General features: G+C 72.2%; 24 protein-coding genes. 13 read left to right on the top strand and 11 right to left on the bottom strand.

Annotated features, from left to right (window positions below):
- Window positions 1–25 precede the first annotated feature (25 nt).
- On the bottom strand, window positions 26–484 hold the full coding sequence (locus tag PV646_RS21275; protein ID WP_500345052.1) for a dioxygenase family protein: 459 nt from the start codon (window positions 482–484) through the stop codon (window positions 26–28).
- On the opposite strand from PV646_RS21275, the gene PV646_RS21270 reads away from it, so the two are divergent.
- Entirely contained in the window at window positions 465–746 is a 282-nt protein-coding gene (locus PV646_RS21270) for a hypothetical protein (protein WP_500345097.1), read from the top strand. The genes PV646_RS21275 and PV646_RS21270 overlap by 20 nt on opposite strands.
- Entirely contained in the window at window positions 743–2,713 is a 1,971-nt protein-coding gene (locus tag PV646_RS21265) for a LuxR C-terminal-related transcriptional regulator (protein ID WP_500343911.1), read from the top strand. The genes PV646_RS21270 and PV646_RS21265 overlap by 4 nt, the downstream gene beginning before the upstream one ends.
- Window positions 2,714–2,768: 55 nt before the next feature.
- Here PV646_RS21265 and PV646_RS21260 read toward each other — a convergent pair whose 3' ends face one another.
- Window positions 2,769–3,821 (bottom strand): hypothetical protein, encoded by a 1,053-nt coding sequence (locus tag PV646_RS21260; RefSeq protein ID WP_500343910.1) that lies wholly within the window; start codon window positions 3,819–3,821, stop codon window positions 2,769–2,771.
- 82 nt (window positions 3,822–3,903) lie between these two features.
- On the opposite strand from PV646_RS21260, the gene PV646_RS21255 reads away from it, so the two are divergent.
- Window positions 3,904–4,299: a MerR family transcriptional regulator gene (locus PV646_RS21255; protein WP_500343909.1), complete on the top strand. Its 396-nt coding sequence runs from the start codon at window positions 3,904–3,906 to the stop codon at window positions 4,297–4,299.
- A gap of 6 nt (window positions 4,300–4,305) precedes the next feature.
- Here the strand turns inward: PV646_RS21255 and PV646_RS21250 are convergent, their stop codons facing one another.
- The gene (locus tag PV646_RS21250) at window positions 4,306–5,223 is read right to left on the bottom strand and encodes an NADP-dependent oxidoreductase (RefSeq protein WP_500343908.1); all 918 of its coding nucleotides are present in this window, start codon (window positions 5,221–5,223) and stop codon (window positions 4,306–4,308) included.
- Window positions 5,224–5,419: 196 nt separating this feature from the next.
- Here PV646_RS21250 and PV646_RS21245 point away from each other — a divergent pair, with 196 nt between their 5' ends.
- From PV646_RS21245 to PV646_RS21235, 3 genes are read left to right on the top strand one after another with little or no spacing between them, the layout of a single operon-like run.
- Window positions 5,420–6,055 (top strand): ATP-binding cassette domain-containing protein, encoded by a 636-nt coding sequence (locus tag PV646_RS21245; RefSeq protein ID WP_500345051.1) that lies wholly within the window; start codon window positions 5,420–5,422, stop codon window positions 6,053–6,055.
- Entirely contained in the window at window positions 6,052–6,855 is an 804-nt protein-coding gene (locus PV646_RS21240) for a metal ABC transporter permease (RefSeq protein WP_500343907.1), read from the top strand. The genes PV646_RS21245 and PV646_RS21240 overlap by 4 nt, the downstream gene beginning before the upstream one ends.
- Window positions 6,856–6,858: 3 nt before the next feature.
- A complete protein-coding gene (locus tag PV646_RS21235; protein ID WP_500343906.1) occupies window positions 6,859–7,635 on the top strand; it encodes a metal ABC transporter substrate-binding protein in 777 nt (258 codons plus the stop codon).
- Here PV646_RS21235 and PV646_RS21230 read toward each other — a convergent pair.
- Together PV646_RS21230 and PV646_RS21225 are read right to left on the bottom strand one after the other, a co-directional pair.
- Entirely contained in the window at window positions 7,625–9,256 is a 1,632-nt protein-coding gene (locus PV646_RS21230) for an AMP-binding protein (RefSeq protein WP_500343905.1), read from the bottom strand. The two genes, PV646_RS21235 and PV646_RS21230, sit on opposite strands and share 11 nt — an antisense overlap.
- Window positions 9,253–10,833 carry a CoA transferase gene (locus tag PV646_RS21225; RefSeq protein WP_500343904.1) on the bottom strand — a complete coding sequence of 527 codons (1,581 nt, stop codon included), beginning with the start codon at window positions 10,831–10,833 and terminating at the stop codon, window positions 9,253–9,255. The genes PV646_RS21230 and PV646_RS21225 overlap by 4 nt, the downstream gene beginning before the upstream one ends.
- Before the next feature lie 55 nt (window positions 10,834–10,888).
- Between PV646_RS21225 and PV646_RS21220 the strand changes: the two genes are divergently transcribed.
- Entirely contained in the window at window positions 10,889–11,995 is a 1,107-nt protein-coding gene (locus tag PV646_RS21220) for an acyl-CoA dehydrogenase family protein (RefSeq protein ID WP_500343903.1), read from the top strand.
- On the opposite strand, the gene PV646_RS21215 is transcribed toward PV646_RS21220, so the two are convergent.
- The 4 genes from PV646_RS21215 to PV646_RS21200 are packed head-to-tail and all read right to left on the bottom strand — an operon-like array spanning window position 11,964 to window position 18,012.
- On the bottom strand, window positions 11,964–12,737 hold the full coding sequence (locus PV646_RS21215; protein ID WP_500343902.1) for a hypothetical protein: 774 nt from the start codon (window positions 12,735–12,737) through the stop codon (window positions 11,964–11,966). The two genes, PV646_RS21220 and PV646_RS21215, sit on opposite strands and share 32 nt — an antisense overlap.
- The gene (locus PV646_RS21210; RefSeq protein ID WP_500343901.1) at window positions 12,734–13,876 is read right to left on the bottom strand and encodes an MFS transporter; all 1,143 of its coding nucleotides are present in this window, start codon (window positions 13,874–13,876) and stop codon (window positions 12,734–12,736) included. The genes PV646_RS21215 and PV646_RS21210 overlap by 4 nt, the downstream gene beginning before the upstream one ends.
- Window positions 13,873–16,116, bottom strand: a complete 2,244-nt coding sequence (locus PV646_RS21205) for a heavy metal translocating P-type ATPase (RefSeq protein WP_500343900.1) — start codon at window positions 16,114–16,116, stop codon at window positions 13,873–13,875. The genes PV646_RS21210 and PV646_RS21205 overlap by 4 nt, the downstream gene beginning before the upstream one ends.
- Window positions 16,117–16,122: 6 nt before the next feature.
- Window positions 16,123–18,012, bottom strand: a complete 1,890-nt coding sequence (locus tag PV646_RS21200) for a bifunctional copper resistance protein CopD/cytochrome c oxidase assembly protein (RefSeq protein WP_500343899.1) — start codon at window positions 18,010–18,012, stop codon at window positions 16,123–16,125.
- A 325-nt stretch (window positions 18,013–18,337) separates the two neighbouring features.
- On the opposite strand from PV646_RS21200, the gene PV646_RS21195 reads away from it, so the two are divergent.
- The 6 genes from PV646_RS21195 (at window position 18,338) to PV646_RS21170 (ending at window position 23,655) form a co-directional block, all read left to right on the top strand.
- Window positions 18,338–18,772 carry a hypothetical protein gene (locus PV646_RS21195; RefSeq protein WP_500343898.1) on the top strand — a complete coding sequence of 145 codons (435 nt, stop codon included), beginning with the start codon at window positions 18,338–18,340 and terminating at the stop codon, window positions 18,770–18,772.
- A gap of 125 nt (window positions 18,773–18,897) precedes the next feature.
- On the top strand, window positions 18,898–19,215 hold the full coding sequence (locus PV646_RS21190) for a hypothetical protein (protein WP_500343897.1): 318 nt from the start codon (window positions 18,898–18,900) through the stop codon (window positions 19,213–19,215).
- A 1-nt stretch (window position 19,216) separates the two neighbouring features.
- Complete coding sequence (locus tag PV646_RS21185; RefSeq protein WP_500343896.1) at window positions 19,217–20,512, top strand: sensor histidine kinase; 1,296 nt, start codon at window positions 19,217–19,219, stop codon at window positions 20,510–20,512.
- Entirely contained in the window at window positions 20,509–21,162 is a 654-nt protein-coding gene (locus PV646_RS21180) for a response regulator transcription factor (RefSeq protein WP_500343895.1), read from the top strand. Before PV646_RS21185 ends, PV646_RS21180 begins: the two co-directional genes overlap by 4 nt.
- 61 nt (window positions 21,163–21,223) lie before the next feature.
- Window positions 21,224–22,513, top strand: a complete 1,290-nt coding sequence (locus tag PV646_RS21175) for an SLC13 family permease (RefSeq protein ID WP_500343894.1) — start codon at window positions 21,224–21,226, stop codon at window positions 22,511–22,513.
- An 8-nt stretch (window positions 22,514–22,521) separates the two neighbouring features.
- Window positions 22,522–23,655, top strand: coding sequence for a glycerate kinase family protein (locus PV646_RS21170; RefSeq protein WP_500343893.1), 1,134 nt, complete (start codon window positions 22,522–22,524; stop codon window positions 23,653–23,655).
- A 3-nt stretch (window positions 23,656–23,658) separates the two neighbouring features.
- Here the strand turns inward: PV646_RS21170 and PV646_RS21165 are convergent, their stop codons facing one another.
- Entirely contained in the window at window positions 23,659–24,984 is a 1,326-nt protein-coding gene (locus PV646_RS21165; protein ID WP_500343892.1) for an alpha/beta hydrolase domain-containing protein, read from the bottom strand.
- 10 nt (window positions 24,985–24,994) lie between these two features.
- Window positions 24,995–25,771, bottom strand: a complete 777-nt coding sequence (locus tag PV646_RS21160; protein ID WP_500343891.1) for an ATP-binding cassette domain-containing protein — start codon at window positions 25,769–25,771, stop codon at window positions 24,995–24,997.
- Between the last annotated feature and the right edge of the window lie 13 nt (window positions 25,772–25,784).

Here is a 25,784-nt window from a genome sequence, read left to right as displayed (position 1 = left end):
CCGGTCGACCGCACGTGGAACGACATCAGCCGCGCACCGGGTCCAGCACGAAGCCGTAGTCGACCGTCACGGATCCGTTGGCGGCGGGCCTGGGGTCGAGCACGAGCTCGGGCTTCACCGCGGAGGCGATGTCGTCGTCGTTGTGCTCGTCGCCGGGGAAGTACAGCTGCGCGGTCAGTTCCTCGTGGCCGGGTGCGGAGACCTTGACGTGCAGGTGCGCGGGGCGCCAGGCGTGCCAGCCCGCGGCGGCGATGAGTTTGCCGCAGGAGCCGTCGGTGGGGATCTGGTACGGCGCGGGCTGGATGGTGCGGATCTCGAACGTGCCGCCGGCGTCGGTGGTGAAGCTGCCGCGCAGGTTCCACTCGGGCAGGCCCGGGGCGAACTGGCTGTAGAAGCCGTCCGCGTCGGCGCGCCACAGCTCGATCCTGGCTCCCTGCAACGGGGTTCCGTCGACAGAGGTGGTCGTGCTGACCGCACCGACCAGGGAGGTCTCGGAACTGCTGCACCAGGCGGCTGACGTCCACCTCCGGCTGCGGGGCCTGGACGCGCCGGCGGTGGCCGAGCTCGCCGCCTCGCGCGGTGTCCTGCTCCACCCGTCGATGGCGGAACGGCTCTGGCGGCACACCGGTGGCCTGCCGCGCCACGTGCTGGACCTGCTCGACGAGGTGCCCCGCGACACGTGGTCGCGGTTCGCCCCGGAACTGCCCGCGCCCTCCGCCGTCGAGTCCCGCACGGGAGCGCGTTGACCGCGTGCAGCGGACCGGCCCGTGCGATCGCCGAGGCCGTCGCGGTGCTGGGGCCGGGGACCCCGTTGCGCGACGCCGCCCGGCTCGCGGGACTGGACCAGGTGCTGGAGGCACTCGCGGAGGCGGAGACCAACGGACTGGTGAGCGTCACCGGCACCGGATCGGCGTGGGTGTCGCCGGTGGACCCCATGGTGCGAGCGGCGGTGCTGGCGACCCTGGGCCGTGACACGGCGGCGGTCGCGCACCACCGGGCCGCCGCGCTGGTGGACGACCCGGTGCGCAGGCTGCGGCACCTGGTGGCGGCGACCCCCATGCCCGACAGCACGCTGGCCGACGAGCTGGAGGCCACCGCCGCCGCACGCGCGGACGTCGGCGGCTGGGCGGACACGGCCTCGCTGCTGGCCGACGCGAGCCGTCTCACCGAAGACCGCCTGACCCGGGAACGCCGCCTCACGCGGGCGGTGGACGCGCTGGTCGGCGCGGGTGAGGCGCTCTCCGCGGCCGCACTGGCACCCGAGGTCGAAAGCCTGCGGGAGACGCCGCTGCGCAACGCCGTCCTCGGTTACCTCGCCGTCGTGCGGGGCCGCGCCACCGAGGCGGAGACGAGGCTCGGCCGAGCCTGGGACCTGGTCAACGCCGAACGCGAACCCGACGTGGCGGCGATGATCTGCCAGCGGCACGTGCTGCACTCGCTGGCCCGCTGCCGCGGCACGGACCTGGTCGCCTGGGCGGACCGGGCACTCGGGCTCGTCGAGCCGGACTCGCCCGCCGCGATCGAGTCCGTCGCGATCCGCGGCCTCGGGCTCGGGGCGACCGGACGCCACGACGAAGCCCTCGCCGAGTACCGGGCACTGGGCGAACAGGTCCGCCACGGCGCGCAGACCCAGCGCGTCGTGATGGGCCGAGGCTGGCTCGAGCTGTCCATGGACCTCGTCGAGGACGCGCGCACGGACCTCGAAAGCGGCGTGCCGACGACGTTCCTCGGCGGCTCGACCCGGATCTCGCTGTGGGCGCGGGCGTGGCTGGCGAGGATCCGGTTCCTCACCGGTGACTGGGACGCCGCGGTGCGCACCGTCCGGGAAGGACAGGCCATCATCGACCGCAGCGGCATGCTGCTGGTCCGCCCGTTGCTGCAGTGGACGGCCGTGCAGATCCACTCGTTGCGCGGGCAGTGGGGAGCCGCCGAGCAGGCGGCGCGCCTGGCGGAAGCCGGTCCCAGGGAGTACGAGATCATGCGGGTCCCGTCCTGCCTGGCCAGGGCACAGCTCGCCGAGGCACGCGCGGACTACGCCGGCGTGCTCAGGGCGCTGGCGCCGCTCGTCCAGCCGTGGGCGCGGGACTGCGTCGACGAGCCGGGCACCTGGCCGTGGGCCGACGTCTACGCCAACGCGCTCGTCCTCGAAGGACGGCTCGACGAGGCAGAGGACTTCCTCGCCCCGCACGAAGAACTCGCCCGAGCCCGCCACCACCGGTCCACGATGGCGCGGATCGGCTACGCCCGAGGCAGGCTCCTCGGCGCGCGAGAGGACATCACCGCCGCGACCGAGGCGTTCGAGAAGTCGCTGGACCTGCTGGGAGAACTCCCGCTGCGCTACGACCGGGCGCGGGTGAACTTCGCCTACGGCCAGACGTTGCGGCGAGCGGGCAAACGCCGGGAGGCCGACGTCGTCATCACCGCGGCCCGCGACGGCTACCTCGCACTCGGCGCCGGCACCTACGTCGCCCGCTGCGACCGCGAGCTCAAGGCGGGTGGCGTGCACGTCGCCCGCTCGGAGCGAGCGGCGGACGAGCTGACACCCCAGGAGGAAGCCGTCGCGCAGCTCGTCGTGCGGGGTCTCTCGAACAAGGAGGCGGCGGCAGAGTTGTTCCTGTCGACGAAGACCGTGCAGTACCACCTCACCCGGATCTACATGAAGCTCGGCGTGCGTTCGCGCACCGAACTGGCCGCGTTGCGCGCGTCGTCGTAGCGGACTCCCACACCTTGTGACCAGCTGAAACCGGGATCTCGACGCATCCGTGCGGTCAGGGTTTCTCCGGAGCCGTTGCCCAGCCTGCCCACCGCTCGTTCTGTTCGGTGACGGTGTAGTACTCGTAGACGTCGTCGTCGCGCGCCGCCCCGCACACGAGGTTCTTGCGGGACACGATGGTGTAGTTCAGGCCTCCCTCCCGGGTCTCCCGGTCGAGGACGTACCGGGGCTGGAGCACCAGGGCGCGCAAACGTGACTGTTCCTTGACGTCCGTGACCCAGGCGCGGTAGCAGTCGCCGCGTTCCGCCTCGGTGGCGGCACGACGTTCGGCGAGCGGGGTGCGCAGCCGGTCGCCGCGGGCGTAGTGCGCGCGGAAGTGCAGGCGCAGCAGGGGTTTTGTGTACGGCACCGAGCGGGAGTGCTCGAACTGCGCGCCGGGGTCCACCCAGCCGCGACCGATGGGAACGACCCTCGGGCAGTCGCGCGTGTCGGGTTCGGGGAGTTCGCTGTCGCTCTCGCAGAGGTAGAGCGCGGTCTGGAGGATCTCCGCGCGGACCTGCGAGGAGTTCTTCATCGTGACGGTGACGCGCCAGTGTCTGGTGTTGTCCACAGCGGTCACGAGAGTGGCGTTGAGCTGGGAGGTCACGCTGACCGCGTTCTGTGACGGCAGGTAGGACGTGCTCTGCCAGAACGCGAAGACGGGACCGACGGCGAGCACCGCGACCGCGGCCGCGCCCTTGCCCGCCTTCGGGAGGATGAGCCGCCACTCCGGGAAGTGCTTCCAGAGCAGAATCCCCCCACCCACGAGAGTGGCGCCCGCGATCGCCACCACCGGCAGCTCCAGGTCCAGCGACGAGAACGCCTGCAACCCCACCGCCGCCGCGAGCGACAGCGAAGCCGCCGCGGCGTAGGGGGTGACCTGCGTCCAGATCGACCCGAGCACGAATCCCGCGCAACCCAGGATCGCCAGCAACGCGCAGGCCACGTCGGCCAGCAGGGCCGGGCCGCTCACCGCGGCGACGGTGTCCTCCACGAGGAAGAGCACCGCGAGCGCGGCGCCGGGCGCGAGCAGGATCGCTCTTCCCACGACTTCGAACACACGCTTCATGCCGGGCCATCGCGGCAGGCCAGCGCGTTGTTACCGGGCCGCCCGGCTTCCTGGCCGCTGTCCGCGCCGTAGGCTGGTCTTCGTGACCACGACGTCCTCCGCCGCGACGATGAAGATCGGGGAACTGGCCCGGCTGACCGGGGTCAGCGCTCGTTCGTTGCGGTACTACGAGCAGCAGGGGCTGATGCACAGCACGCGCTCCGTCGGCGGGCAGCGGCACTACGCGGCGACGGAGGTCGAACGGGTCGAGATCATCCGGCGGTTGTTCGACGCGGGGCTGAGCAGCAAGGTGATCGCCCGGCTGCTGCCGTGCGTGGACAGCGACGCCGTGGACGTCGCCGAAGACGCTTTCACCACGATGCACGAGGAGCGCGACCGGCTGACCGCCGACATCGCCCGGCTGGTCGAGGCCAGGGCCGTCCTCGACGAGCTGATCGAGATCAACACCCGGCACCGGGCCAGGATCGGTGCCGGGTGAGCGTGGTCAGAGGCTCATGTCGATGACGAGCTTGCCCGTGGCGTGCAGGGACTCGACGAGCGCCAACGCCTCGTGCGCGCGTTCGAGCGGGTACGTCTGAGTGATGTGCGGGTCGAGCCTTCCGGTGACCATCAGCTCGGCGACGCGTTCGAGCCCTGCCCGGTCGAGGCGGCGCTCGACCAGCACGCCCCCGAGTTCGGTCACGGACGGGTCCCCGACGGAGAGGAGCTTCGCCGCCAGCGGGGCGATCTCACGCAACGAGTCGCCGCCGACGTTGTCGACCGCGGCGTCGAAGCCTCCCGGGGCCTGCGCGCGGAGCCGGTCCACGACGTCACCGCCCGTGTAGTCCACAAAGGACGCACCGGTCGACGTGACGAGATCCCGCTTCGCCGCGCTCGCCGTACCCGTCACGACCAGGCCGCGGTCCCGGGCCAGCTGGGCCACCGCGATGCCGACGCCGCCGCCGATCCCGTTGACCAGCAACGAGGATCCGGCGGGCAGGTCGAGCTGGTCCAGCACGTCCAGCGCGGTGGTGCCGGCCACGGGGATGGTCGCCGCCCAGGTGTCCGGCAGCGCGTCCGGGATGCGGGCCGTGGAGTCACCGAGCAGCAGCGTCGTTCCCGCGTACGTGCCCGAACCGGTCAGGGCGAACCCGGTGACCCGGTCGCCGATCGACAGGCCCGTCACCTCCTCACCGACCGCGAGCACGGTTCCGGCCGCTTCCAATCCCAGGACCTGCGGGAACGGCAGGTGGCCGTTCAGCGCGGGGGCGTGTCCGGACCGCAGCTTGTGGTCCGCCGGATTCACTCCCGCCGCCGTGACGCGGACGAGGACCTCGGTGGGACCGGGCACGGGATCCGGCCGCTCGAAGTACTCCTGGACGTCGGCCTCGCCGAAGGCCTTGTACCCCAACGCTTTGCTCATCGTGAACAGCTCCTGGAACGTCGAATCACGGACGATTTCGACGCTATGTGGTGACACCGGTGTCAACTTCCACTCGATGTGACGCGGGCAACTCAGCTCGGTGTTCTCGAAGATCAGGAACATCGTGGCCGTCGCGCCGGGGAAGCCGGCTGAGATTGCCGGGAACTACCCCGGCCGGGTGAACGACCTGTGGCACGTGACCGCCTTGTCCCTGCTGCTCGAAGGAGTGCACTGCCGCTACGGCAGGCACCCCGCCGTCAACTCCGTCGATCTCGACGTGCCCGCGGGGCTGCGGGTCGCGCTGATCGGCACCAACGGGTCCGGCAAGTCGACACTCCTGCGCGCGGTCCTGGGGTTCCAGCCCGTCTCCGGCGGGGTGATCGAGGTCGGCGGCCGGCGGGCGGGGACCTCGGCGCAGTGGCGCCGGCGGCGTGGCGAGGTGGCGTGGATCCCGCAGTTGCGGTCGACCGGCCGGTTCCCGTTGCTGCTGGGCGAACTCCTCGACAGCGGTGGTGACGGTGCGGCCGCGCGGGAGGCGGCCGGACGGCTGGGTCTCGCGGGACTGGAGTCGCGCGGGGTGCACACGCTGTCCGGCGGGCAGGCGCAACGGGCGTGGCTCGCCCGCGCGGTCGGTGCCGTGGCCGCGGGTGCCGGGATGCTGCTGGCCGACGAACCCACCGCCGCGCTGGACTTCGCCGGGCAGGAGGAGGCCGCGGCGGTGCTCACCGAACTGCCGGTGACGCTCGTGGTCGCCACGCACGACCGTGCGGTGGCCGACGCCTGCGACCGCGTGGTGGAGATGGCCGCCGGAAGTCTGCGGGAAGTCGCGTGATCGCGGAGTTGCTCGCGCTGGTTCCGGTGCAGCGCGCGGGTGCCGGACTGCTGCTCGGCGCGATCGCGCTGCCGCCGGTCGGGGTGCTGATCGTCGGCCTCGACATCTACCCGGTGCGGTTCGCGATCATGCACGTGGCGTTGCTGGGCAGCGCCATCGGCCTGCTCACCGGCACGGATCCGTTGCTGTGGGCGCTGGTGCTGTGCGCGCTGGCGGGCGGTGGGCTCGCGCCGTTCGCCACGACCTCGGCGGGTCTGTCCGGCGCGATGGGCCTGCTGATGAGCCTCGCGATCGCCGTGGCGCTGCTGGTGCTGTCGATTTCCGGCGTGAACGCCAACGGTGCGTTCGAGCTGTTGTGGGGATCGATTCTCTCGACCCGGCCGGTCGACCTCGTGGTGCTCGGGGTGCTGGCGGTCGCGATTCCGGCGCTGTTCTGGTGGCGTCGCAGGGATCTGTCGTTGCTGTTGCACGACCGGGAGCTCGCCGCCTGCTCCGGGGTGCGCACCGGTCCGTTGACGATGGCGCTGCTCGTGGTGATCGCCGTGTCGATCGCCGGAGCCGTCAAGCTCACCGGCGCGTTGCTCGTGGACGCGCTGACGTTGTTGCCCGCGCTGGCCGCGCGGCGCATCGGACGCGGGCTGACCGGCATGGTCGTCGCGTCGATCGGCATCGGGCTCGTGGTGGCCGTTGCCGGGTTGTTGCTCGCACTCGCGCTGGACCAGCCTCCTGGTCCGGTGCTCGTCCTGCTGGCGGGCGTGATCGCGTTGCTCGCCCAGTTGTCACCGATGAGGAGAACCTGACCCGTGAAGATCAAGCTCGTCGCGCTCGGCGCGGTGCTCGCGCTGACGGCCTGTGGCGGCGGCGCGCAGACGACGCCCGGCGCGACCTCGGACGCCCCGGCGGGCAAGAAGGTCGTGGCGGCGACGGCGTGGGAGGCCGCGCTGGCCAAGGCCGCGGGCGCGACCGACGTGAAGGTCGTCGTGCCGGCGACCGTCGCCCACGCCGCCGACTACGACCCCAAGCCGTCCGACCTCGCCGCCGTCGCCACGGCGGACCTGGTGCTGTACGCGGAGTTCGAGGGATTCGCCGCCAAGCTGAAGGAGGCCGCGGGCGGCTCGGCGAAGGTCGAGGCCGTGAAGCTCGAGAACGCGCCCGAGGTGGTGCGCGCCGAGGTGACGCGCCTGGCCGGGCTCCTCGGCACGACTCCGAAGGCCGAGGAGTGGCTGAAGAAGTTCGACACCACCCTGGCCGAGGTCAAGACCCAGGTCACCGGTTCGTTCCCCGGTGGCAGGGCGCCGAAGGTGGTCAGCCAGGCGTTCGTCGCCTACATGGCCGCGATCACCGGGGCCGAGGTCGTGGGCACCTTCGGGCCGCAGCCGGTGACCCCCGGCCAGCTCGCGGAGCTGTCGGGCAAGCAGCCGGACCTGGTGTTCGACAACGTGCACATGTCCACCGGCACCGTCCTGCCCGGCTCGTCCGCGAAGCAGGTCGAGATCGTGAACTACCCCGGTGCGGACCTGGATCTCCTCGGCGTCTTCAAGACCAACGCCGAGGAGATCTCCCGGGCGCTCAAGGCCTGACCAGGTCCTGCACGGCGCGGCGGTCGACCTTGCCCGCCGCGCCGAGTGGGAGCGCGTCGACCACGACCAGGCGTTCGGGGAACTTGCGCGGTTCGAGGCCCTGCGCCGCCAGGTGCCCGGTCAGGTCCCGCAGCGTCGGCGCGGGATCGGCCACGACGCAGGCGCAGAGTCGTTCGCCCAGCACCTCGTCCGGGATCGGCACGCACACCACGTCCCGCACCGACGGGTGCGTGACCAGCAGGGCCTCGACCTCCGCCGGGCTGATGTTCACGCCGCCACGGATGATCACGTCCTTGCGCCGCCCGACCACGTGCAGGTAGCCGTCGGCGTCGATGCGGCCGAGGTCGCCGGTGCGCACCCAGCCGTCCGGTGTGCGGTAGCGCTCGTTCAGCTCGGGCGCGCCGACGTAGCACATCGGCGACATCGGTCCGAGCGAGACGATCTCGCCGACGTCGCCGGGCGGGACGTCGAGCAGGGAGTCGTCGACGATCCGGATCCGGGCCACTGTCGGGTTGGGACGGCCCGCGGTGTCGGCGTGGCTGGGCGGATCATCGAGCGCGGTGTGGCAGTTGACGCCGTCCGCCGATCCGTACACGTTCACCACCGTGCAGCCGAGCGTGTCGCGGACCCGTGCTGCGGTCGTGGCGTCGAGCGCGGCGCCGCCCAGTGCGACGACTCGCAGGCTCGAGGTGTCGAACCGGTCGAGCTCGGGGGAGTCGGCGATCATCCGCAGCATCGTGGGGACCGCCAGCACGTGCGTCGGCCGGGCGCGTTCGATCATCGCGAGTGCGGTGGTGGCGTCGAACTTGGGCAGCAGCACCAAAGTGCCGCCGTGCACCGCGAGCGTGACCGAGGTTCCGTTGCTGCCGTAGGACGACGCGAGCGGGACCATGACGAAGTTCCGCAGTTCTGGCGTGTCTCCGATCAGCTCGCCGATGAACCGGCCCCGACCGCCGACGAGCGCGTTGTGGGAGTACAGCACCATCTTCGACGCGGCCTCGGAGCCGGAGGTGACCAGGATCCGCGCGGGGCCGTCGGGGTCGGGGGAAACCGGTCCGAACCGGGCCGGATCGGCCGCCAGCAACGCCGCCACCGGCACGCAGCCCGCGGGCACCGGGCCGTCACCCGCCGCGATGACGGTCCGCAGTTCGGGAAGTTCGCCCGCCAGCGCGCGAGTGCGCTGGGCACAGGGGTAGTCGCCGTAGAACGTCGTCGTCACCACGGCGACCGCGCCGGACCGGCTGAGCAGGCTCGCCGCTTCCCGGTCGCCGCGGCCGACCGGGTAGGGCAGGGAGACGGCGCCCAGCGCGGCGATCGCGAGGTCGAACGCGCAGGCGAGTCTGCTGTTGGGCAGCTGAATGCCCACGACATCGCCCTGCTCCACGCCCATGCCCGCGAGTCCCACGGCGAGGGCACGGGCCATGAGGTCGAGCTCGCCGTAGCTGATCTCACCGTCCGCGTCGACGATCGCCGTGCGGCCCGGACCCGCGAGAACGTGCTGGCGGAACAACGAATAGAGGTCGCGGTCGCGGTAGAGACCGGTGCTCGCCCAGTCGCGGCGGACTTCGTGCGGCACCAGGTCGGCCAGGTGCTTCACGACGGGGGTGGCGGCGAGCGTCACAGGAACCTCCACGGGGAGACGAGTGCGGGACAGCCGCGGTCGTCGCGGCCCAGTACGGCGGCGAAGCGGGGATCACCCAGCAACGTCGCGAGGTCGTCGACCACGTCCACGCCGTCGACGCGGCCGTCGACGGGGATGCGGAAACCTGGTGCGGGGCGGCCGTTCTGGCCGTCGAGCAACGCGCCGGCCGCACCGAGCAGGCTGCTCTCGACCGCGACACCACGGCCGGTGAGGCGTCTGGTCAGCACTCCGGCGAGCACGGCTTCGGCGCCGACGAGCCCGCCGAGGACGTCGACGAGCGTCATGAGCGACGGCGCCGGGGCCTCATCCGACGGACGCACGAGCTCGGCCAGACCGGTGCGCGCCTGGACCATGAAGTCGGTGCCCAGCGGGAGGTCCGGCAGCGTGCCGCCGCCCCAGCCGGAGGTGTAGGCGTAGACGATGCCGTCCGGCAGGTCGGGTGCGGCCAGCCGCCACTTCTCGGCGTTGCCCGGCGCCCAGTTGTGCAGGAACACGTCCGCGTCCACCAAGGCATCGCGGAGCCGCTGACGGTCGGCGGGGTCCTTCAGATCGACCTCGACGGCGCCCTTGCCGCGGTTGAGCGCGAGCCAGCGGGCGGAGATGTCACGGCTCATCGGAGGCATGCCACGCAGGGGGTCACCGCCCGGTGGTTCGACACGGATCACCTTGGCGCCCAACAAACCCAGGAGATGCGCGGCCAACGGTGCCTGAATGCGCCGACCGGCTTCGTACACGACCAGCTCCGTGCCGTCCCTGGAGGCGCGGCCCTCGGTCGGCTCGATGCTCCACGGGGAGGTGATCGGCTCGATCGGGCCGTGCACCGCGCAGACGCTCGCACCGCTGACAGCCGCTGCTTCGGTGATCTCCGCGAAGGTGGCTCCACGGGTCGCCGCGTGCAGTGCGTCCGGAATCGGGGCGGTCGCCGTCGCATAGCGGAACTGGTAAGGCTTCCAGCCGTCGCGGATCGCCGCGCCGCCGGTGCCGAGCCCGGTCCAGAACGCCGCCCACACCTCGGGCACCAGCGCCTCGACCTCGAACCGCACACCGTCGGAGCTGACGAACGGCGGACCACCGGGGCGCAGGTCGACCGCCTCCGCCTCGTCCGCGCCCGAGGCGGCGAGGTACTGCGAGATCGTGAGCAGGGCGGCTTCGGCGACGCTCGTCCGCACTCGCGGCTCACCGCGCAGGATCGCGGCCAGCAACCCGGTCATCGCGAGCACGCCCGCCGCCGTGCCGCAGTAGTCCACGCCAATGCCCCGCGCAGAACCGGAACGCCTGCCGTGCACGTGCATCACACCGCAGGCGGCCTGGACGGTCGCCTCGTCGCGCACACCCGGCACGGTCACCGGTCCGGCCCAGTCGACGACCACCGCGTGCTGATCCCCGTTGTGCAGCGTGACGACCGCCTCGGCGGCGTTCCGCGAGTGACCGTTGTGGACCTCGGCCCCCAAAGCCCGGAGGTGTGACCGCATCAGGCGTGCCGCCGCGCTCGTGCCCGAGACCGACGCGGTCGCGCCCTCCAAGGCCGAGACTTGCACTGCTGTGGCTTCCGTCATGACTCAAAGGTCGGACGCAGAGCCATTCGGGTTCCCGCGATGGTGTGATGTGTTGGTGACAGGTGACATTCAGTTGCGTCAGTTCGTGGACGAGGTCGTCATTCCCGCCGAACCCGAGTTGGACGAGGGCGGGGGACTCGAGCTGCGCGAGCTGGCCAAGGACGCTGGGCTCTGGGCCCGGCCGCTCCCGGCCGGGCTGGGGGGAGGCGGCCAGTCCCTGGCCGGCTACTTCGCGGTGGCCGAGGACGAGGGCCGCAGCGACCACGGTCCGGACGTCGTCGGCTCGTCCAGCCTGCTCAACGTGCGGATGTTGAGCACGCACGCCCATCCGGAACTGCAGGACGAGGTGCTCGCGAACCTCGTGGCAGGGCGCGTGCACGTGAGTTATGCGATGACCGAACCCGGTGTGGCGGGCTCGGATCCCTCTGGTCTGCGCACCACCGCCGAGCGCGGCGCGGACGGCTGGTGGACCGTGACCGGACGGAAGTGGTTCACAAGCGGTGCGGCGCGCGCGGACCTGGTGCTGGTGATGGCGCGCACCGGTGAGGACTTCTCGATCCTCGCCCTGCCCGCCAAGGAGATCCGCGTCGAACGAGAGCTCGACGTCCTCGGCGCCGGCGGGCAGCACGAGATCTCGTTCGACGAGGTCCGGGTGCCGCCGACGCACCTCGTGGGCGAGCCGGGCCAGGGCATGCGACTGGCCGGCGAACGCCTGGCGCTGGGCAGGACCCTGCGGGCGTTGCGCTGGATCGGCCAGGCGCAACGGTGCCTCGACCTGCTCGCGGACCGCGCGGTCTCGCGAGCGCTGGGCGACGGTGTGCTCGCCGACCGGCAACTGGTGCAGCGGCTGGCTTTCGAGGCCGAACTGGAGGTCAGGTCGGCACGGCTGCTCACCCGCGAGGCCGCGTCACTGGTCGCGGCCGGCGACCGTGCCCCGGTCGAGGTGAGCCTCGCGAAGGTCGCTGCCGCCCGTGCTCTGAACACGGCTGTGGACGCCGCGATCCAGGTTCATGGTGCGGAAGGACTCATGGCGGCAACAGGTCTGCCGCGGCTGATGCGCGTGGCGAGGGCCGCCCGCATCCTCGACGGCGCGGACGAACTGCACGTGAGCACGACCGGGCGGCGTTTGCTCACCAGGCGTCCGGCGGCACCAGTCCGGTGACGATGGCGGCACCGAGGAACGTGAAGAAGTCACCCCACACCACCTGCAAGCCGGTCATGCCGTCGTAGTCGGCACCTTCCGGCAGGGTGCGCAGCAGTCGTTCCCCTTCCTCACGACGGCCTGCCTTGAGCAACGCGACGGCGGCGATCGCCACGGCGGAACTGTCCTGAGTGGACACACTCCAGTCCTGGGCGGGGTTCGTGAGCAGCAACCAGGCCTTGCCCCGAGGCCAGTCCGGTTCCAAGTCGAGGTGCGCGTTCCTATGTCGGCGCGCGATGTCGTGGTGGCCGTGGGCGTCGAGCAACGGTACGACTCCGGCGGCCCCGTCCGCGCGGACAGGCGGGCCGTCGGGAGCGAACGCGGAGCCCCACGGGATCGCGCCGAGCTCCGGGTCGAAGCTCCGCGCGAGGCTGTTCGCGACGTTCGCGGTGCTGGAACGCGGATCGAGGAGGCCCAGTCGTTCGGCGCCGGTGCCGTACCAGAAGATCATGCCGCGCAGCACCGTGTCCGCGTCTGCCCACACGTCCAACCGGTCCCGGACCACCGCGACGTTCCCGGCTCCGGTGGCCAGGCGGCGCAGGGTGAGCAGTCCGGCCCAGAAGCCGCCCGTCCACGACCCGCGGGCGGAGGTCTTCCACCGCCCGTCGCGGGAGTAGAGCGGAAACCGTTCTCCCACAGCGGCTTCGGTCTCGCCGACCTGCGCGCACATCCGGTGCACCAGGTCGTGCGCCCAGTCGCTCACACCGTCACCGCCGTGCGTCGCGTGACCAGGAACGCGATCCCGGCCGCGACCCCGAACACCACGCCGACGGTGACCCACAGCCAGGGGTAGCCGGCACCGCTGACCACGAGCCCGGTCACCGGCGGCCCGACGGCGAACCCGCCGAAGAACCCGGTCGACGCCACCGCGGCCGCACGTCCGGCGAGCTTCTGCGGCACCGCCCGCATCACCGCCACCATCGAGACCGCGTTGCCCGCCACCGCGAACACCCCGATCCCCGCCGCGCCGAACCACACCAGCCAGTGCGCCCCGTCCGCCAGCGCCACCACCGCGACCGAGACGACGGCCCCCAGCGAGAGCGGCGGCAACACGGCGGCGGGATCGTCCGACCTCCCCGCCGCTCCGCTCCACCACACCCGGCCCGCGATGCCGGCCAGACCCATGACCGCGATCAGCCAGGCCGCGACGGGCGCGGACAGGCCGAGTCGTTCGACGCCGTAGAGGGCGAAGAACGTGTTCACCGACGCGAGTCCGAACCCGAGAGCCAACGAGAACACCGCGAGCGCACGCACTCGGTCGCCGACACCCTCGTTCGGCCCGGCCTCGGCGGGGGGAGAGGGCACAGTGAGGCGCGTGGTCACCACCGCACCGGCCAGACACAACACCGCGAGCACGCCGACACCCCAGCGCCAGTCCACCACCGCCGCCGCGGACGCGAGGGGCACCCCGGCCACGAACGCACCCAACTGCACGCCGGACTGCTTCCACCCGGTCACCGGCCCGCGCTGCTCCGGCGCCACGGCCGCCATGATCACCTTGTTGGTCGCCGGGTTCGCCAGCGCCTGCGGGACGCCGCCCAGCGCGACGCCCGCCGCGACCCACCACGCCGACCCGGCGAGCGCCAGCACCGTCAGCGCGGCCGCGCTCACCACGAACAGGCCGACCAGGCTGCGCTGCGGCCCCACCCGGTCGACCAGCGACCCGGCGGGCAGCGACACCAGGGTCGCCACCCCGAACCCGGCCGCCACCAGGGCGCCGAGCTGCCACTCGGCCACCCCCAGCTCGGCGACCAGCACCGGTCCCAGCGCTCCCAGCACGAACAGCTGCAGCATCGACACGGCCATCGCGGCCGTGGACACCGCGGTCACGACGGTCTTCACGCTGCAGAGGTCGGATGGCGGCGCGGGGGAGTTCCGGCGAGGTGACCGCCACCCGGAGTCTCCCCGCGCAGCCGAAGACTGTTCGCCACCACCAGGACCGAGGACAACGACATCGCGGCACCGGCGATGAGCGGGTTCAGCAAACCGAAAGCCGCCAGCGGAAGCGCCGCCGCGTTGTAGGCGAAGGCCCACACCAGGTTGCCGCGGATGGTCGTGAGTGTCCGATGGGACAACACGATCGCGTCCGCGATCACGTCGAGGTCGTCGCGCACGAGGACGACGTCGGCGGCGTGCGCGGCGATCTCGCTGCCCCGCGCCATCGCCATGCCCAGGTCCGCGGCGGCGAGCGCGGGACCGTCGTTGATGCCGTCACCGACCATCGCGACCCGGTGCTCGTCGTGGCGCAGCCGTTCGATCGTCGCCACCTTGTCCGAGGGCCGCACGCCCGCGATCACGTCGCTGATCCCGATCTCGTCCGCGACCGCGCGGGCCGCGTCCTCGTGGTCCCCGGTGAGCAGCACGGTGCGCAGCCCGAGCGCGTGCAGGCGTTCGACGGCGGAGCGCGCGGACGGGCGCACCGCGTCCTGCAAGGTGATGCCGCCGATCACCACGCCGTCGCGCGCGACGAACACCCCGGTCGCCGGACCGAGCCCCGCCGACCACACCGACGCCTCGGCCGGCAGCACGATGTCCAGCCGTGCCATCAGGTCGCGCGAACCGACGTGCACGAGCCCGTCCTCCACCAGCCCGCGCGCACCCGCACCGATCAGTGCCTCGAACCCGGTGACGGCCGGGGCCTCGGACGACGCCGCGATCGCCACGCCGATCGGGTGCTCGGACGCCGCCTCGACCGCCGCCGCCCACCGCAGCACGTCGTGCTCGGAGTGGGCGGAGAACGCCGTGGTGCCCGTGACCCGCATGAGCCCGGTCGTCACCGTGCCGGTCTTGTCGAGCACGACGGTGTCGATCGCCCGGCTCGCCTCCAGCGCGTCCGGTCCCTTCACCAGCACGCCCAGTTGCGCGGCCCGCGCCACGCCCACCATCAGCGCCGTCGGGGTGGCCAGCCCGAGGGCGCACGGGCAGGCGATGATCAGCACGGCGACCGCCGACGTGAACGCCTCCCGCGTGGGGTGGCCGGTGACCAGCCACCCGGCCAGGGTGAGCGCCGTGAGCACGAGCACGACCGGCACGAACACCGCGCACACCCGGTCGACCAGCCGTTGCACGCGCGCCTTGCGTTCCGCGGCCTGCTGGGCCAGCGCGCGCATCTGGGCGAGCTGGGTGTTGGCGCCCACCGCGGTGGCCCGCACGACGAGGCGACCGGAGCGGTTGACGGTGCCGCCGGTGACCGCGTCACCGGGACCGACCTCGACCGGCACGGGTTCGCCGGTCATGGACGACGCGTCCACGGCGGAGTGGCCGCCGGTCACCACGCCGTCGGCGGGCAGTGCCTCGCCCGGTTTCACCACGAGCAGGTCTCCGGTGACGACCTGGGCGGCCGGTACCGCGGTCTCGACACCGTCGCGCAGCACCCGAGCGTCCTTGGCCGCCATGCCCGCGAGGGCTTCGAGCAGCTCCGCCGCACTGCGCCGCGACCGGACCTCGAAGTAGCGCCCGGCGAGCAGGAACGTGGTGACCCCTGCCGCCACGTCGAGGTACACCGCGTCGGCGCCGCCGTCGGTGACGCCGAAGCCGAGCCAGTAGCCACCGCCGGACGACCCGGCGACGAGCGACCACACCGCCCAGCCGAACGAGGAGAGCACTCCGAGCGAGACCAGTGTGTCCATGCTGGACGATCCGTGCCGCAGGTTGCGCAGCGCCGCGCGGTGGAACGGCCAGGCCGAGTAGGCCACGACCGGCAGCGCCAGCAGCACGCACAGGAGTTCCCAGCCCGGGAACCGCAGCGCGGGGACGAGCGCGAGGCTGATCGACAGGTTGCCCAGAGGGATGGCCAGCACGGCCGCGACCACGAGCCGGCGGCGCAGACCCGCGACGACGTCGACGGTGTGCGAGTCCTGCCCGGCGGGAACCGCGTCGTAACCCGCGTTGCGCACGACCTGCACGGCGTCATCGGCACGCATGCCGTCCGGCAGGTGCACGATCGCGCGTTCGGTGGCGTAGTTGACCGTCGCGCGGACGCCGTCGACCCTGTTCAGCTTGCGCTCGATGCGGGTCGCGCACGCGGCGCAGGTCATGCCCGACACGGAGAGCTCGACGGACAGGTCCGTCGTGGTGGTCATGATGAGTCAGTTCCTTCGTCCGGAGAGTTCGGCGAGCATGGCGTTGTAGGCGGCCAGGCGGTCGTCGTGGCCGTTGTCTGCGGCGCGGTCGAACCGCACGGCCTCCCGCCGGTCGGCCCGCGCCCACTGGTGCAGCAGCGCGAGGACGACGACGAGCACGGGGATCTCGCCGGTGGCCCAGGCGATGCCGCCGCCGAGGCGCTGGTCGGTGAGCAGGTCCGGCATCCAGGTGAGGCCCAGAGTGCGGTAGAAGTCCTCCGCGATCACCGTCTGCTTGTTCATCAGGATCACGCCGAAGAAGGCGTGGAACGGCATGACGGAGAACAGCAGTCCGAGCCGTGCCAGGTGCGGCAACGTGCGCGGAGCCCGGTCGACACCGATGACGAGCCAGAAGAACACGTAGCCGCTGACCACGAAATGGATGTTCATCAGCTGGTGCGCCCAGTGGAACCGCATCATCTCGCCGAACAGGTCCGAGAAGTACAGCAGGTAGAACGAGCCCACGAAGACCACTGCCGCCACCCCGGGATGGACGAGCGTTCTGGCGACCCGGCAGTGCACGAGCGCGGTGATCCACTGACGTGGTCCGGGCGGTAAAGCCCTCAGCGCCAAGGTGATCGGCCCGCCGAGCACCAGCAGCACTGGTGCCAGCATGTTCAACGCCATGTGGGCGACCATGTGGGTGCTGAACATGCCCGCCGCGTACCGGCCGAGTCCTGACGAGGTCATCACCAGCACCACCGCGCACCCCGCGAGCCAGGCGGCGGTCCGTCCGTGCGGCCAGTGGTCACCTCGGCGTCGCAGGGTGCGCACGCCGGCCAGGTAGGCGGCCGCCGCCAGGACCGCGCCGAGTCCGAGCACGAGGTCGAGCCGCCAGCCGAGGATCAGTTCCGCCGCCGACGGACCGTCCGGGAGTTCGTAGCCGAGCACGGTCTCCTGGGGTGAGGGCCGGGACAACGCCCACGCGGGCGGCACCAGGTGGGTCAGTCCGGTCGAGGCGGCGAGCACGAGGCCCAGCCCGGCCAGTTCGACGCCGAGCGGGCGCCGAGTGCCCCACCGCGCCCGCAGCAGCGGGACGACCGCCAGCACCGCCAGTTTGAGCAGCAGCAGCGCCACGTACCCGCCGCTCAGCGCGGCCGGGCCGACCAGCACCGCGCCCGCCACCCCGCCGCTGAGCACGAGCACCACCGCGCAGACCGACGTGACCCGGTGGTAACGCCGCACGACCTCGTCCGGAGAGGTGGCGCCGGGGGAGTGCCGCAGGTAGCCGCGCAACGCGACGAGCGAACCGACCCACACCGCGGCGGCCGGCACGTGCCACACCATGGCGTTGGTCGCCACGTCGTGCCAGGCCCCGTTCGCGACGTGCCCGACGATCACCGGGGCCAGCACCCCGACCAGCGCCGGCACCAGCCAGAGCACCGCGGTGACCCAGGTCAGCGCCGTCCGGGTCCCGGCCGCCACCAGACCGGCCGCCACGACCGTGACCAGCCACGCCTTCGGCTCCTCGGTCGCCGCCACGAGACCGGGCAGGTGGCTCAGCGCGACGCTGATGGACTGCCCCGTGGCGTCCGAAACGGACAGCACCACGGCCACACCGGCCGCAGCGACCCACACCGCCGCCGCGTTCGCCGCGACGCGGACCGCCGCGTAAGCCTGGGCGGTCAGCTTCGCGCTGCGTCCGGGCGCGGGCACCACGAAGCCACCGAACACCAGCGCGCCCACCGTGATCGTGGCCGCGGCGTTCGCGAGCGTGCGCACCAGCCCGAACGCCAGCGACGTGAGTCTCCCGGGATCGCTGTCGCCCAGCGCGGCGTGCACATCACCCGCCCAGAACACGACAACGGCGACACACACAACGGAAACAACCGACGCGACGACAGCGGCCCTGCTCACCCTCACACCGACAGCAGTCGGACGTCCGGCCGCTCCGGTTCCCGGAGACTCCGATCTCGTTCGCCGGTGTGACGGACGTGACTGTTCACTGTGGACTCACGACGGCAGGGCTGTGAGCGGGAGCGGCGAGTCCCCCGACCCGCCACCCCCGCGTACCCAGCACGCCGGCACAGGAGCGACACCGGCACCTGGTTGGTCGATCACAGGGGCCCGGCGGTTCCGGACGATCAGGGCGCCGGTGGCCGCGAGCACCACGACGCCCCCTGCCAGGCCCTGGTCCGCGACATCGCCGTCCGGCATCCTTGAAGGACGAGGGGAGGCGATCTTGGCGGGTCGGTTGCAGGCGGAAGTAGCGGAACTCCAGTGGGACCGCATCCCCCTCGTCACGCGGTGGCGGCTCAACCGCTGGCGCAAGCGGCGCAGGACCGGGCTCCTGATGTTCACGATCAGCCGAGCCCCCGTGCGGCACAGCGCCTCGCTCTACGTCCGTCTGAACGAGGTCAGCGAGAACGGCCGGGTCCTGGCGCAGTCGGACACCCAGTGGCCGTTCTCCCGCTTCCGGCACCTGTCCCCGGGCCGGCACGGACTGGACTTCGTCACAGCGGACATGAAGGGACGAGAAGCGAGGTTCCGCCGGGAGGTCGACCTGGCCCTGGGCGAAATCCTCGTGGTGGGCTGCCGCCCCTCGTACTCGTTCCGGCCGTTCGACAAGAACCCGCCACCGGAGCGCTGGTACCTGGGCGTGTTCGGCCCACTGTAGGAACACCTTCACGACGCCATAGCAGTCGGCGATCGTGGAGCCCAGGTCCCGGGGCGAGGTCGAACACGAGGCGGCGAGGCCGGTCCGCGCGGAGCGGCAGATGAAGAGATCTTCATCTTGTTCTCATGCGCGACCCGGAGCGGTGGGGCAGGCTCTGCCGCATGCTGCCGTCCGCCCGCACCGGCACGGCCCTCGTGGCCGTGCTCAGCGTGGCGTGCGCGCTCGCGGCCGTGCTTCTCGTGCTGACGGTGGTACGTCCGGTACCGCCCGAGGTGCGGGCGCCGGAGGTCCGGATCGGACGGTCGGTCCCGACGGCACCGTCCACCACGGCGCCGTCCACCACAGCCCCCGCTCCCACGACCGCCGTTCCCACCCCCACGCCCGGCTCCGTGCTGCCCCCGCCACCGCCCATCGACGATGACGACGACGGCGAGGACGACTGACGTGCCCGCACGTGTGAAGATCATGTGCTGGCTCCTCGGCCTGATGACGCTCGTCCTCGCGACCGTCGTGGTCGTGGTGTGGCGCTTCCTGCTCGTCGACGTCGACGACCGCGTCAACCGCGCCCTCGAGCAGGAGACCACCGAGTTCAGCACCTACGCCGAGAACCACACCGGTGACGCCGGTGCCGTCGCCGACGCCCACCTGCGCCTGCAGTACCCCGACCAGCACGAGCTCCACCTCGCCGTGCTGCCCGGCCGCGTCCTGGTCCAGCGCACCGAGGTCACCTACGAGCTGGACAAGGACCGGGCGGCCGTCGCCGCCATCACCTCGTCACCGGCGCCCTGGGGCGTCGTCACCACCCCGGCGGGTCCGTTCCGCTGGGCGAAGGTGCACACGACGGCCCCGGCGGAGATGTGGTTCGTCACCGGCTACTTCGAGGACGGCGTGCACGGCCCCGTGCACTCGACGGTGCGCGTGCTGGTGCTGGTGTCGCTGGCCGGTCTGCTGATCGCCGCGTTGATCGCCTGGTTCGTGGCGGGTGCCATCCTCGCGCCGGTCCGCATGGTCCGCCAGGCCGCCGCCGAGATCACCGAGGACGACCTCACCCGCCGCATCCCCGTGTCCGGCAACGACGACGTGGCCGCGCTCGCCCAGCAGTTCAACTCGATGCTCGACCGGCTCGACCGCTCGTTCCGGCTGCAGCGCCAGTTCCTCGACGACGCCTCGCACGAGCTCCGCACGCCGATCACCATCGTGCGCGGCCACCTGGAACTGCTCGGCGACTCACCGGAGGAACGCGCCGAGGTGGTGCGGCTGTGCACCGACGAGCTCGACCGCATGGCCCGGCTCGTCGAGGACCTCCTGCTGCTGGTCAAGTCCGAACGGCCGGACTTCCTGCGTCCCGTCGCCGTGAGCCTGCCGGAGCTCACCAGCGACATCGACGCGAAGCTCCGCGCGCTCGGCGACCGCCGCTGGGTGCTCGAGGCGATCGCCGAGGGAGAGGCCGTGCTGGACCCGCAACGCGTGACCCAGGCCGTGCTGCAGCTGGCGTCGAACGCCGTCCGCCACACCACTTCCGGTGCCACGATCCGCTTCGGGTCCGCTGTGGACGGTTCGGTCTCGTTCTGGGTGGCCGACTCCGGTCCCGGGGTGAGCGACGAGTCGATGCTGTTCTCACGGTCCACCGGGCTCGGCCTGCCGATCGTGAAGGCCATCGCCGAAGCGCACGGCGGCGCGGTGCGGGTGCGTTCGGTTGCAGGGCAAGGAGCGACGTTCGTGGTGGAGGTACCCCGATGACCGGCCGGATCCTGATCGTGGAGGACGAGGCGCGCATCGCGTCGTTCGTGGAGAAAGGCCTGCGCGCCAACGGCTTCACCACCTCCGTCGTCGCCTCGGGGGCGGACGCGCTGTCGTGGGCCGCCTCCTTCGACCTGGTGGTGCTCGACCTCGGGCTGCCCGACCTCGACGGGTTCTCGGTCCTGCGTTCGCTGCGCGAGCAGGGCGTGGCCACCCCCGTGATCATCCTGACCGCCCGCGACTCGGTGCACGACACCGTGGCGGGGCTGTCCGGTGGTGCCGACGACTACATGACCAAGCCGTTCCGCTTCGAGGAACTGCTGGCCCGCGTCCGGCTCCGGTTGCGCCCGCCCGGTGTTCCCGAGGCGACCGTGCTGACCGCCGGGACGTTGTCGCTCGACCTGCGCACCCGTCAGGCGGTGCTGCCGTCCGGGTCGGTGGACCTCACCGCGCGCGAGTTCGCGTTGCTGGAGCTGTTCCTGCGGCATCCGGGGCAGGTGCTGGTGCGCGAGCAGATCCTGTCGCACGTCTGGGGTTACGACTTCGACCCGGGGTCCAACGTGGTCGACGTGTACGTGCGGTCGTTGCGGCGCAAGATCGGGGCTGACCGGGTGGAAACGGTGCGGGGCATGGGGTATCGCCTGGTGTAGATGAAGGCTCCTTCATCTGGGCCTCACGTGTGGATCAGTTCGCCCGCGCAGGATCGTCCTCGTGATCCTGACGATGGTGGTCTTCGCGGTGGCGGTGGTGCTGTGGGTGTGCACCCCGCTGGACGACACGCTGGTCGCCCTCGCCGCCGTAGTGGCCCTGCTGCTGTTTGGTGTCCTGCCCGCGTCGGCGCTGCAGGTGCTGGGCGGGTCCACGACGTGGCTGCTGATCGCGGCGTTCGTGCTCGCCCGCGGGGTGTCGGACTCCGGCCTGCCGGCCCGGCTCGCGACGTCGCTGATGGGCCGGGCGCGGTCGGTGCGCGGCCTGGTGCACCTGACGGCTTTCGCCTTGCTGCTCACGGCTTTCTTCGTGCCGTCGACCTCGGGCCGCGCCGCGCTGACCCTGCCCGTGCACCGGGAGCTGCGGGTGAACTCGCGGGTGTCGCGGGCGCTCGGGGTGCTGTTCCCGTCGGTGATCCTGCTGACGGCGGTGGCGACCCTGGTGGGCGCCGGAGCGCACCTGATCACCAGCGCGCTGCTGGAGGAGGCGACGGGGGAGGGGATCGGCTTCGGGCAGTGGCTGCTGCTCGGGCTGCCGCTCGCGGTCGTCAGCGCGCACGTCACGGCGGAGCTGGTGCTGTGGCTGTTCACGTCACGGGCCGATCGGAAGCACCCGCTCGTCGTGGACCCGCCGACCGTCGAGTTCGCGGCGCCGGGCGGGACGCTGCGCACCGCGGTGCCCACCCAGCGCCTCACCAGCGCCGAGACCACGTCCCTCGGCATCCTCGCGGCCGTCTCGGTCGCCTGGATCACCGAACCGTGGCACCACGTCCCGCCCGAGGTCGTCGCCCTCGCGGGTGCCGTCGCCATCACCAGCCCGCGCCTCGGCACCACCACGCTCAAGGCGGCCCTCGCCGACATCCCGTGGTCGCTGCTGCTGTTCATGGCCGCCACCACGATGCTCGGCACGGCCCTGGTCCGGTCCGGCGCCGCCAACGGCATCGCGACCCTGATCAGCCCGGACCACCTGCTGCCGACCGTGATCGTGGTGAGCCTCCTCGCGCACCTGGTCGTCCAGTCCCGTTCGGCACGATCCTCGGTGCTGATCCCGATCGTCATCCCGCTCGCCCTGGCCGCCGGGATGAACCCCGCCGCCCTCGCCTTCGCCTCCACCGCGGCCGCCGGCTTCTGCCACACGTTCACGTCGTCGGCGAAACCCGTCGCGCTCTTCGCCCACACCTACCGGCCCCGCGACCTGCTCACGCTCTCGCTCTTCCTCGCCCCGATCACCGGTGCGCTCGTGCTCGCCTGCTCCGTCTTCCTCTGGCCGCACCTCGGCCTCCCACTGAAATGAGGTCACCCATGCGTTTCCTGGTCGCTCCCAGCGGTTTCAAGGAGTCACTCGACGCGTGCGCCGTCGCCGACGCGATCGCGCGGGGCATCTACCGCGTCGTTCCCGGCGCGATCGTCGACAAGACGCCGCTCGTCGACGGCGGGGAAGGCTCGGCCGCGGCGCTCGCCGAAGCCACGAACGGCACCCTCGTGCCGGTGAGCGTCACCGGTCCGGTCGGCGAGGAGGTCCTGTCCCACTTCGCGCTCCTCGGCGGCCCCGGCCCGCGCACCGCCGTGGTGGAGATGGCTGCGGCGGCCGGGCTGCGGCTCGTCCCGCGCGGGCACCGCGACCCGGCCACGACCACCACGTACGGCGTCGGTGAGCTCATCCGCGCCGCGCTGGACCTCGGTGTCGACCGCGTGCTGGTCGGGTGCGGCGACTCCGGCACGTCGGACGGTGGCGCGGGCGCGTTGCAGGCCCTCGGCGCCCGCATCACCGACGCCCGGGGCCGTGAGATCGGGCGCGGGGGAGCGGCCCTGGCCGGTGCCACCGCCCTCGACCTGTCCGAAGTGGACCCGAGACTCGACAAGGTGGAGATCACCGTGGCGTGCAACCAGCACAACGTCCTGTGCGGCGAGCGGGGCGTGGCCAGGGTGTTCGGACCGCAGAAGGGCGCTACCGCCGCCCAGGTCGAACTGCTCGGCGACGCCCTCGACACGTGGGCGGACCTGCTCGGCCCCGGCGTGCGCACCATGCCCGGCGGCGGCGCGTCCGGCGGCCTCGGCGCGGGCCTGCACGCACTCGGCGCCACGCTGCTGCCGCGCTTCGAGGTCGTCCTGGAGCACACCGACCTCGACGCCCGCCTGCCCCACGCCGACCTCGTCATCACCGCGGAGGGCGCGATCGACGGCCAGACCCCGCACGGCAAGGTGCCCTCGGAGGTGGCGCGGCGGGCCAAGAAGTACGGCAAGCCCGTCATCGCGCTGGCCGGCACGATCGGCGAGAACGCCCGCGTCAACCACGACGCCGGCATCGACGCCTACGCCAGCATCATCGCCGCACCGGTCACCCTGGACACCGCGATGGCCACGACCGCGGAGCTCCTCACCGACGCCACGGAACGCACGTTGCGCCTGCTCCTGGTCGGCGCGGCGCTCACGTGACGGTCAGCGGCGGAGCTCCTCGGCGTCGATCGGCAGGTACGTCTGCTCGTGCAGGTACCGCTCCAGCCGGTCCGCGACCTTGCGCCGCCAGCGCTCGACGCTGCCGTACAGATGCTCGAACGTCGTGGTGTCGAAGGGGATCTCGTTGCCGTGGTACCAGCTGGGGCGCCCGAGCGGGGTCGCGGCGGTGAGGGTGGAGGTGGGCACGTCGACGTGGGTGGTGCGCCAGCCGCCCAGCGCGTTGCCGTGGTCGTCGCGCAGGATCTCGTCGGTGTCGCCCGCCGTGGCCAGCACCTTGCCCGGCACGGGCGCGCGGCCGGTGCCGGACCAGTCGAGCAGCGCCTGCCACAGCGCGTGCTGGACGTGGCCGTTCGGGAACGTGCTCCAGCGGGCGCCGCTGGGCAACGGGCAGTCCGCGAGCCGGTCCCGGTCGGCCGCGGACATCTCACGGGTCTCGCGGTGGGCCATGCCGGCGACCTCGTAGAGGCGGAACGTCGCGCTGTCGGGGCGGCGGTGGCTCAGGCCCCTGACCTGCCCGCCGACCCCGCACCGCCGGCGGACGCTCTGGAACTCGGCCTCGCCGAGCACCTCGATCACCGGGACGTCGACGTCCGGCAGCGCGGGCCCGCCTGACGCACCGGGCAGGTAGCCGTCGAACGCGGGCGCACCACCGGCGAGGCGGAGCCGGTCGTGGTGGTAGCGGATGAACTCGCGCACGACGCCACCGGTCTGGGAGATGCCACCGAGGTAGACCTCGCGTGCCCTGATGCCGCTGCCGGGCAGGCCTTCCCGCAACGCCGCGGACACCTGGGCGAGGATCTCCGGCGACTGCGGGGTCGCGTCCCACCACCGCCGCATGAACCGGTCGTACTCCGCCACGACCTCGTCGTAGTCCGCGTCCGGCGAGAACGGGATGGTGGCGGCGAACTGCTGGGACAGCGGGCTTTCCGCGAACGTGAACGACCGGTACCGCTCGGGGTCGGCACCGGCGACCAGCCCCAGCGCGGAGGGTGCCTGCGAGTCGATCTCGACCCAGACGTGGTTGCCGCGCATGACGAACCGGTTGATCGCGCGCCACACCGAGGTGCCGCCCCAGATGTGGCTGGGCTCGGCGATCACGGTGCCGCTGAACCGCGCGGGGTCGGCCGGCCGGCGGATCAGGATCCTGGTGCCGTAAGGAGTTCCGGCGGCGGTGCCGGACACGAGGTACTCCTCCTGGACGTAGTCGTACCTCGCCATCCGGTCGGTGCCGTAAGGCTCCAGCACGACCGCGCGGGAGCCGGGGACGTCGGGGTGCGGGCCGGTGACGATGGCCGCGGTGACGGACATGCGGGTCCTTTCAGAGTGAGGGGGCGGCGTCGAGCAGGGTTCGCGTGTAGGCCTCGCGCGGGGAGTCGAAGACCTCGTCCCGGGAACCGAACTCGACCAGCGCGCCCGCCCGCATCACGGCGACCTGGTCGCTGACGAACTCGACCACCGCCATGTCGTGGGAGACGAACAGCAGCGCGAAGTTCCTCGCCTGCTGGATGTCCTTGAAGAGGTTGAGGATCTGCGCCTGCACCGAGACGTCGAGAGCGGACACGGGTTCGTCGGCGACGAGGAGGTCCGGTTCGAGCGCCAGCGCCCTCGCGATCGAGACGCGCTGCCGCTGACCGCCGGAGAACTCGTGCGGCAGCCGGCCGAGGGAGGTGCGGGCCAGTCCCACCTCGTCGGCGAGCGCTGCCGCGCGACGGCGCCGTTCGGGCCGGGTGTGCAGGTCCTGCGCCCGGAACGGTTCGACCAGCAGGTCCTCCAGGGTCATCCTCGGGTTGAGGGAGTTGGACGAGTCCTGGAAGACCATCTGCATCGTCCGGCGGAACGGGCGCATCGCCTTCGGCGTCAACGAGTCCAGGGGCTGCCCCTGCACGGTCACCCGGCCGCGGTCCGGGGAGAGCAGGCCGACGGCCATGCGGCCGAGGGTCGACTTGCCGCTGCCCGACTCGCCCACGAGCCCGACCGTCTCCCCGGTGCGCACCCGCAGGCTCACCTCGGTGACGGCGGCCGTGCGACGGCGTGCGAAGAACGGACCGGACGAGAAGTCCTTGCCGACGCCGTCGAGCTCCAGCACCGCGGTCATCGCGCACCTCCTG

The organism is Streptomyces sp. ID05-26A, assembly GCF_033794685.1.
In the GTDB taxonomy this organism is placed as follows: Bacteria; Actinomycetota; Actinomycetes; order Mycobacteriales; family Pseudonocardiaceae; genus Lentzea.
This window is presented reverse-complemented; position numbering and strand designations above follow the sequence as displayed.

Coding starts and splice junctions, on each gene's coding strand:
- PV646_RS21250 (WP_500343908.1), bottom strand. CDS start 5,223: ATGAGCAAAGCGTTGGGGTACAAGGCCTTCGGCGAGGCCGACGTCCAG.
- PV646_RS21225 (WP_500343904.1), bottom strand. CDS start 10,833: ATGACGGAAGCCACAGCAGTGCAAGTCTCGGCCTTGGAGGGCGCGACC.
- PV646_RS21180 (WP_500343895.1), top strand. CDS start 20,509: ATGACCGGCCGGATCCTGATCGTGGAGGACGAGGCGCGCATCGCGTCG.
- PV646_RS21260 (WP_500343910.1), bottom strand. CDS start 3,821: ATGAAGCGTGTGTTCGAAGTCGTGGGAAGAGCGATCCTGCTCGCGCCC.
- PV646_RS21160 (WP_500343891.1), bottom strand. CDS start 25,771: ATGACCGCGGTGCTGGAGCTCGACGGCGTCGGCAAGGACTTCTCGTCC.
- PV646_RS21170 (WP_500343893.1), top strand. CDS start 22,522: ATGCGTTTCCTGGTCGCTCCCAGCGGTTTCAAGGAGTCACTCGACGCG.
- PV646_RS21190 (WP_500343897.1), top strand. CDS start 18,898: ATGCGCGACCCGGAGCGGTGGGGCAGGCTCTGCCGCATGCTGCCGTCC.
- PV646_RS21205 (WP_500343900.1), bottom strand. CDS start 16,116: ATGACCACCACGACGGACCTGTCCGTCGAGCTCTCCGTGTCGGGCATG.
- PV646_RS21165 (WP_500343892.1), bottom strand. CDS start 24,984: ATGTCCGTCACCGCGGCCATCGTCACCGGCCCGCACCCCGACGTCCCC.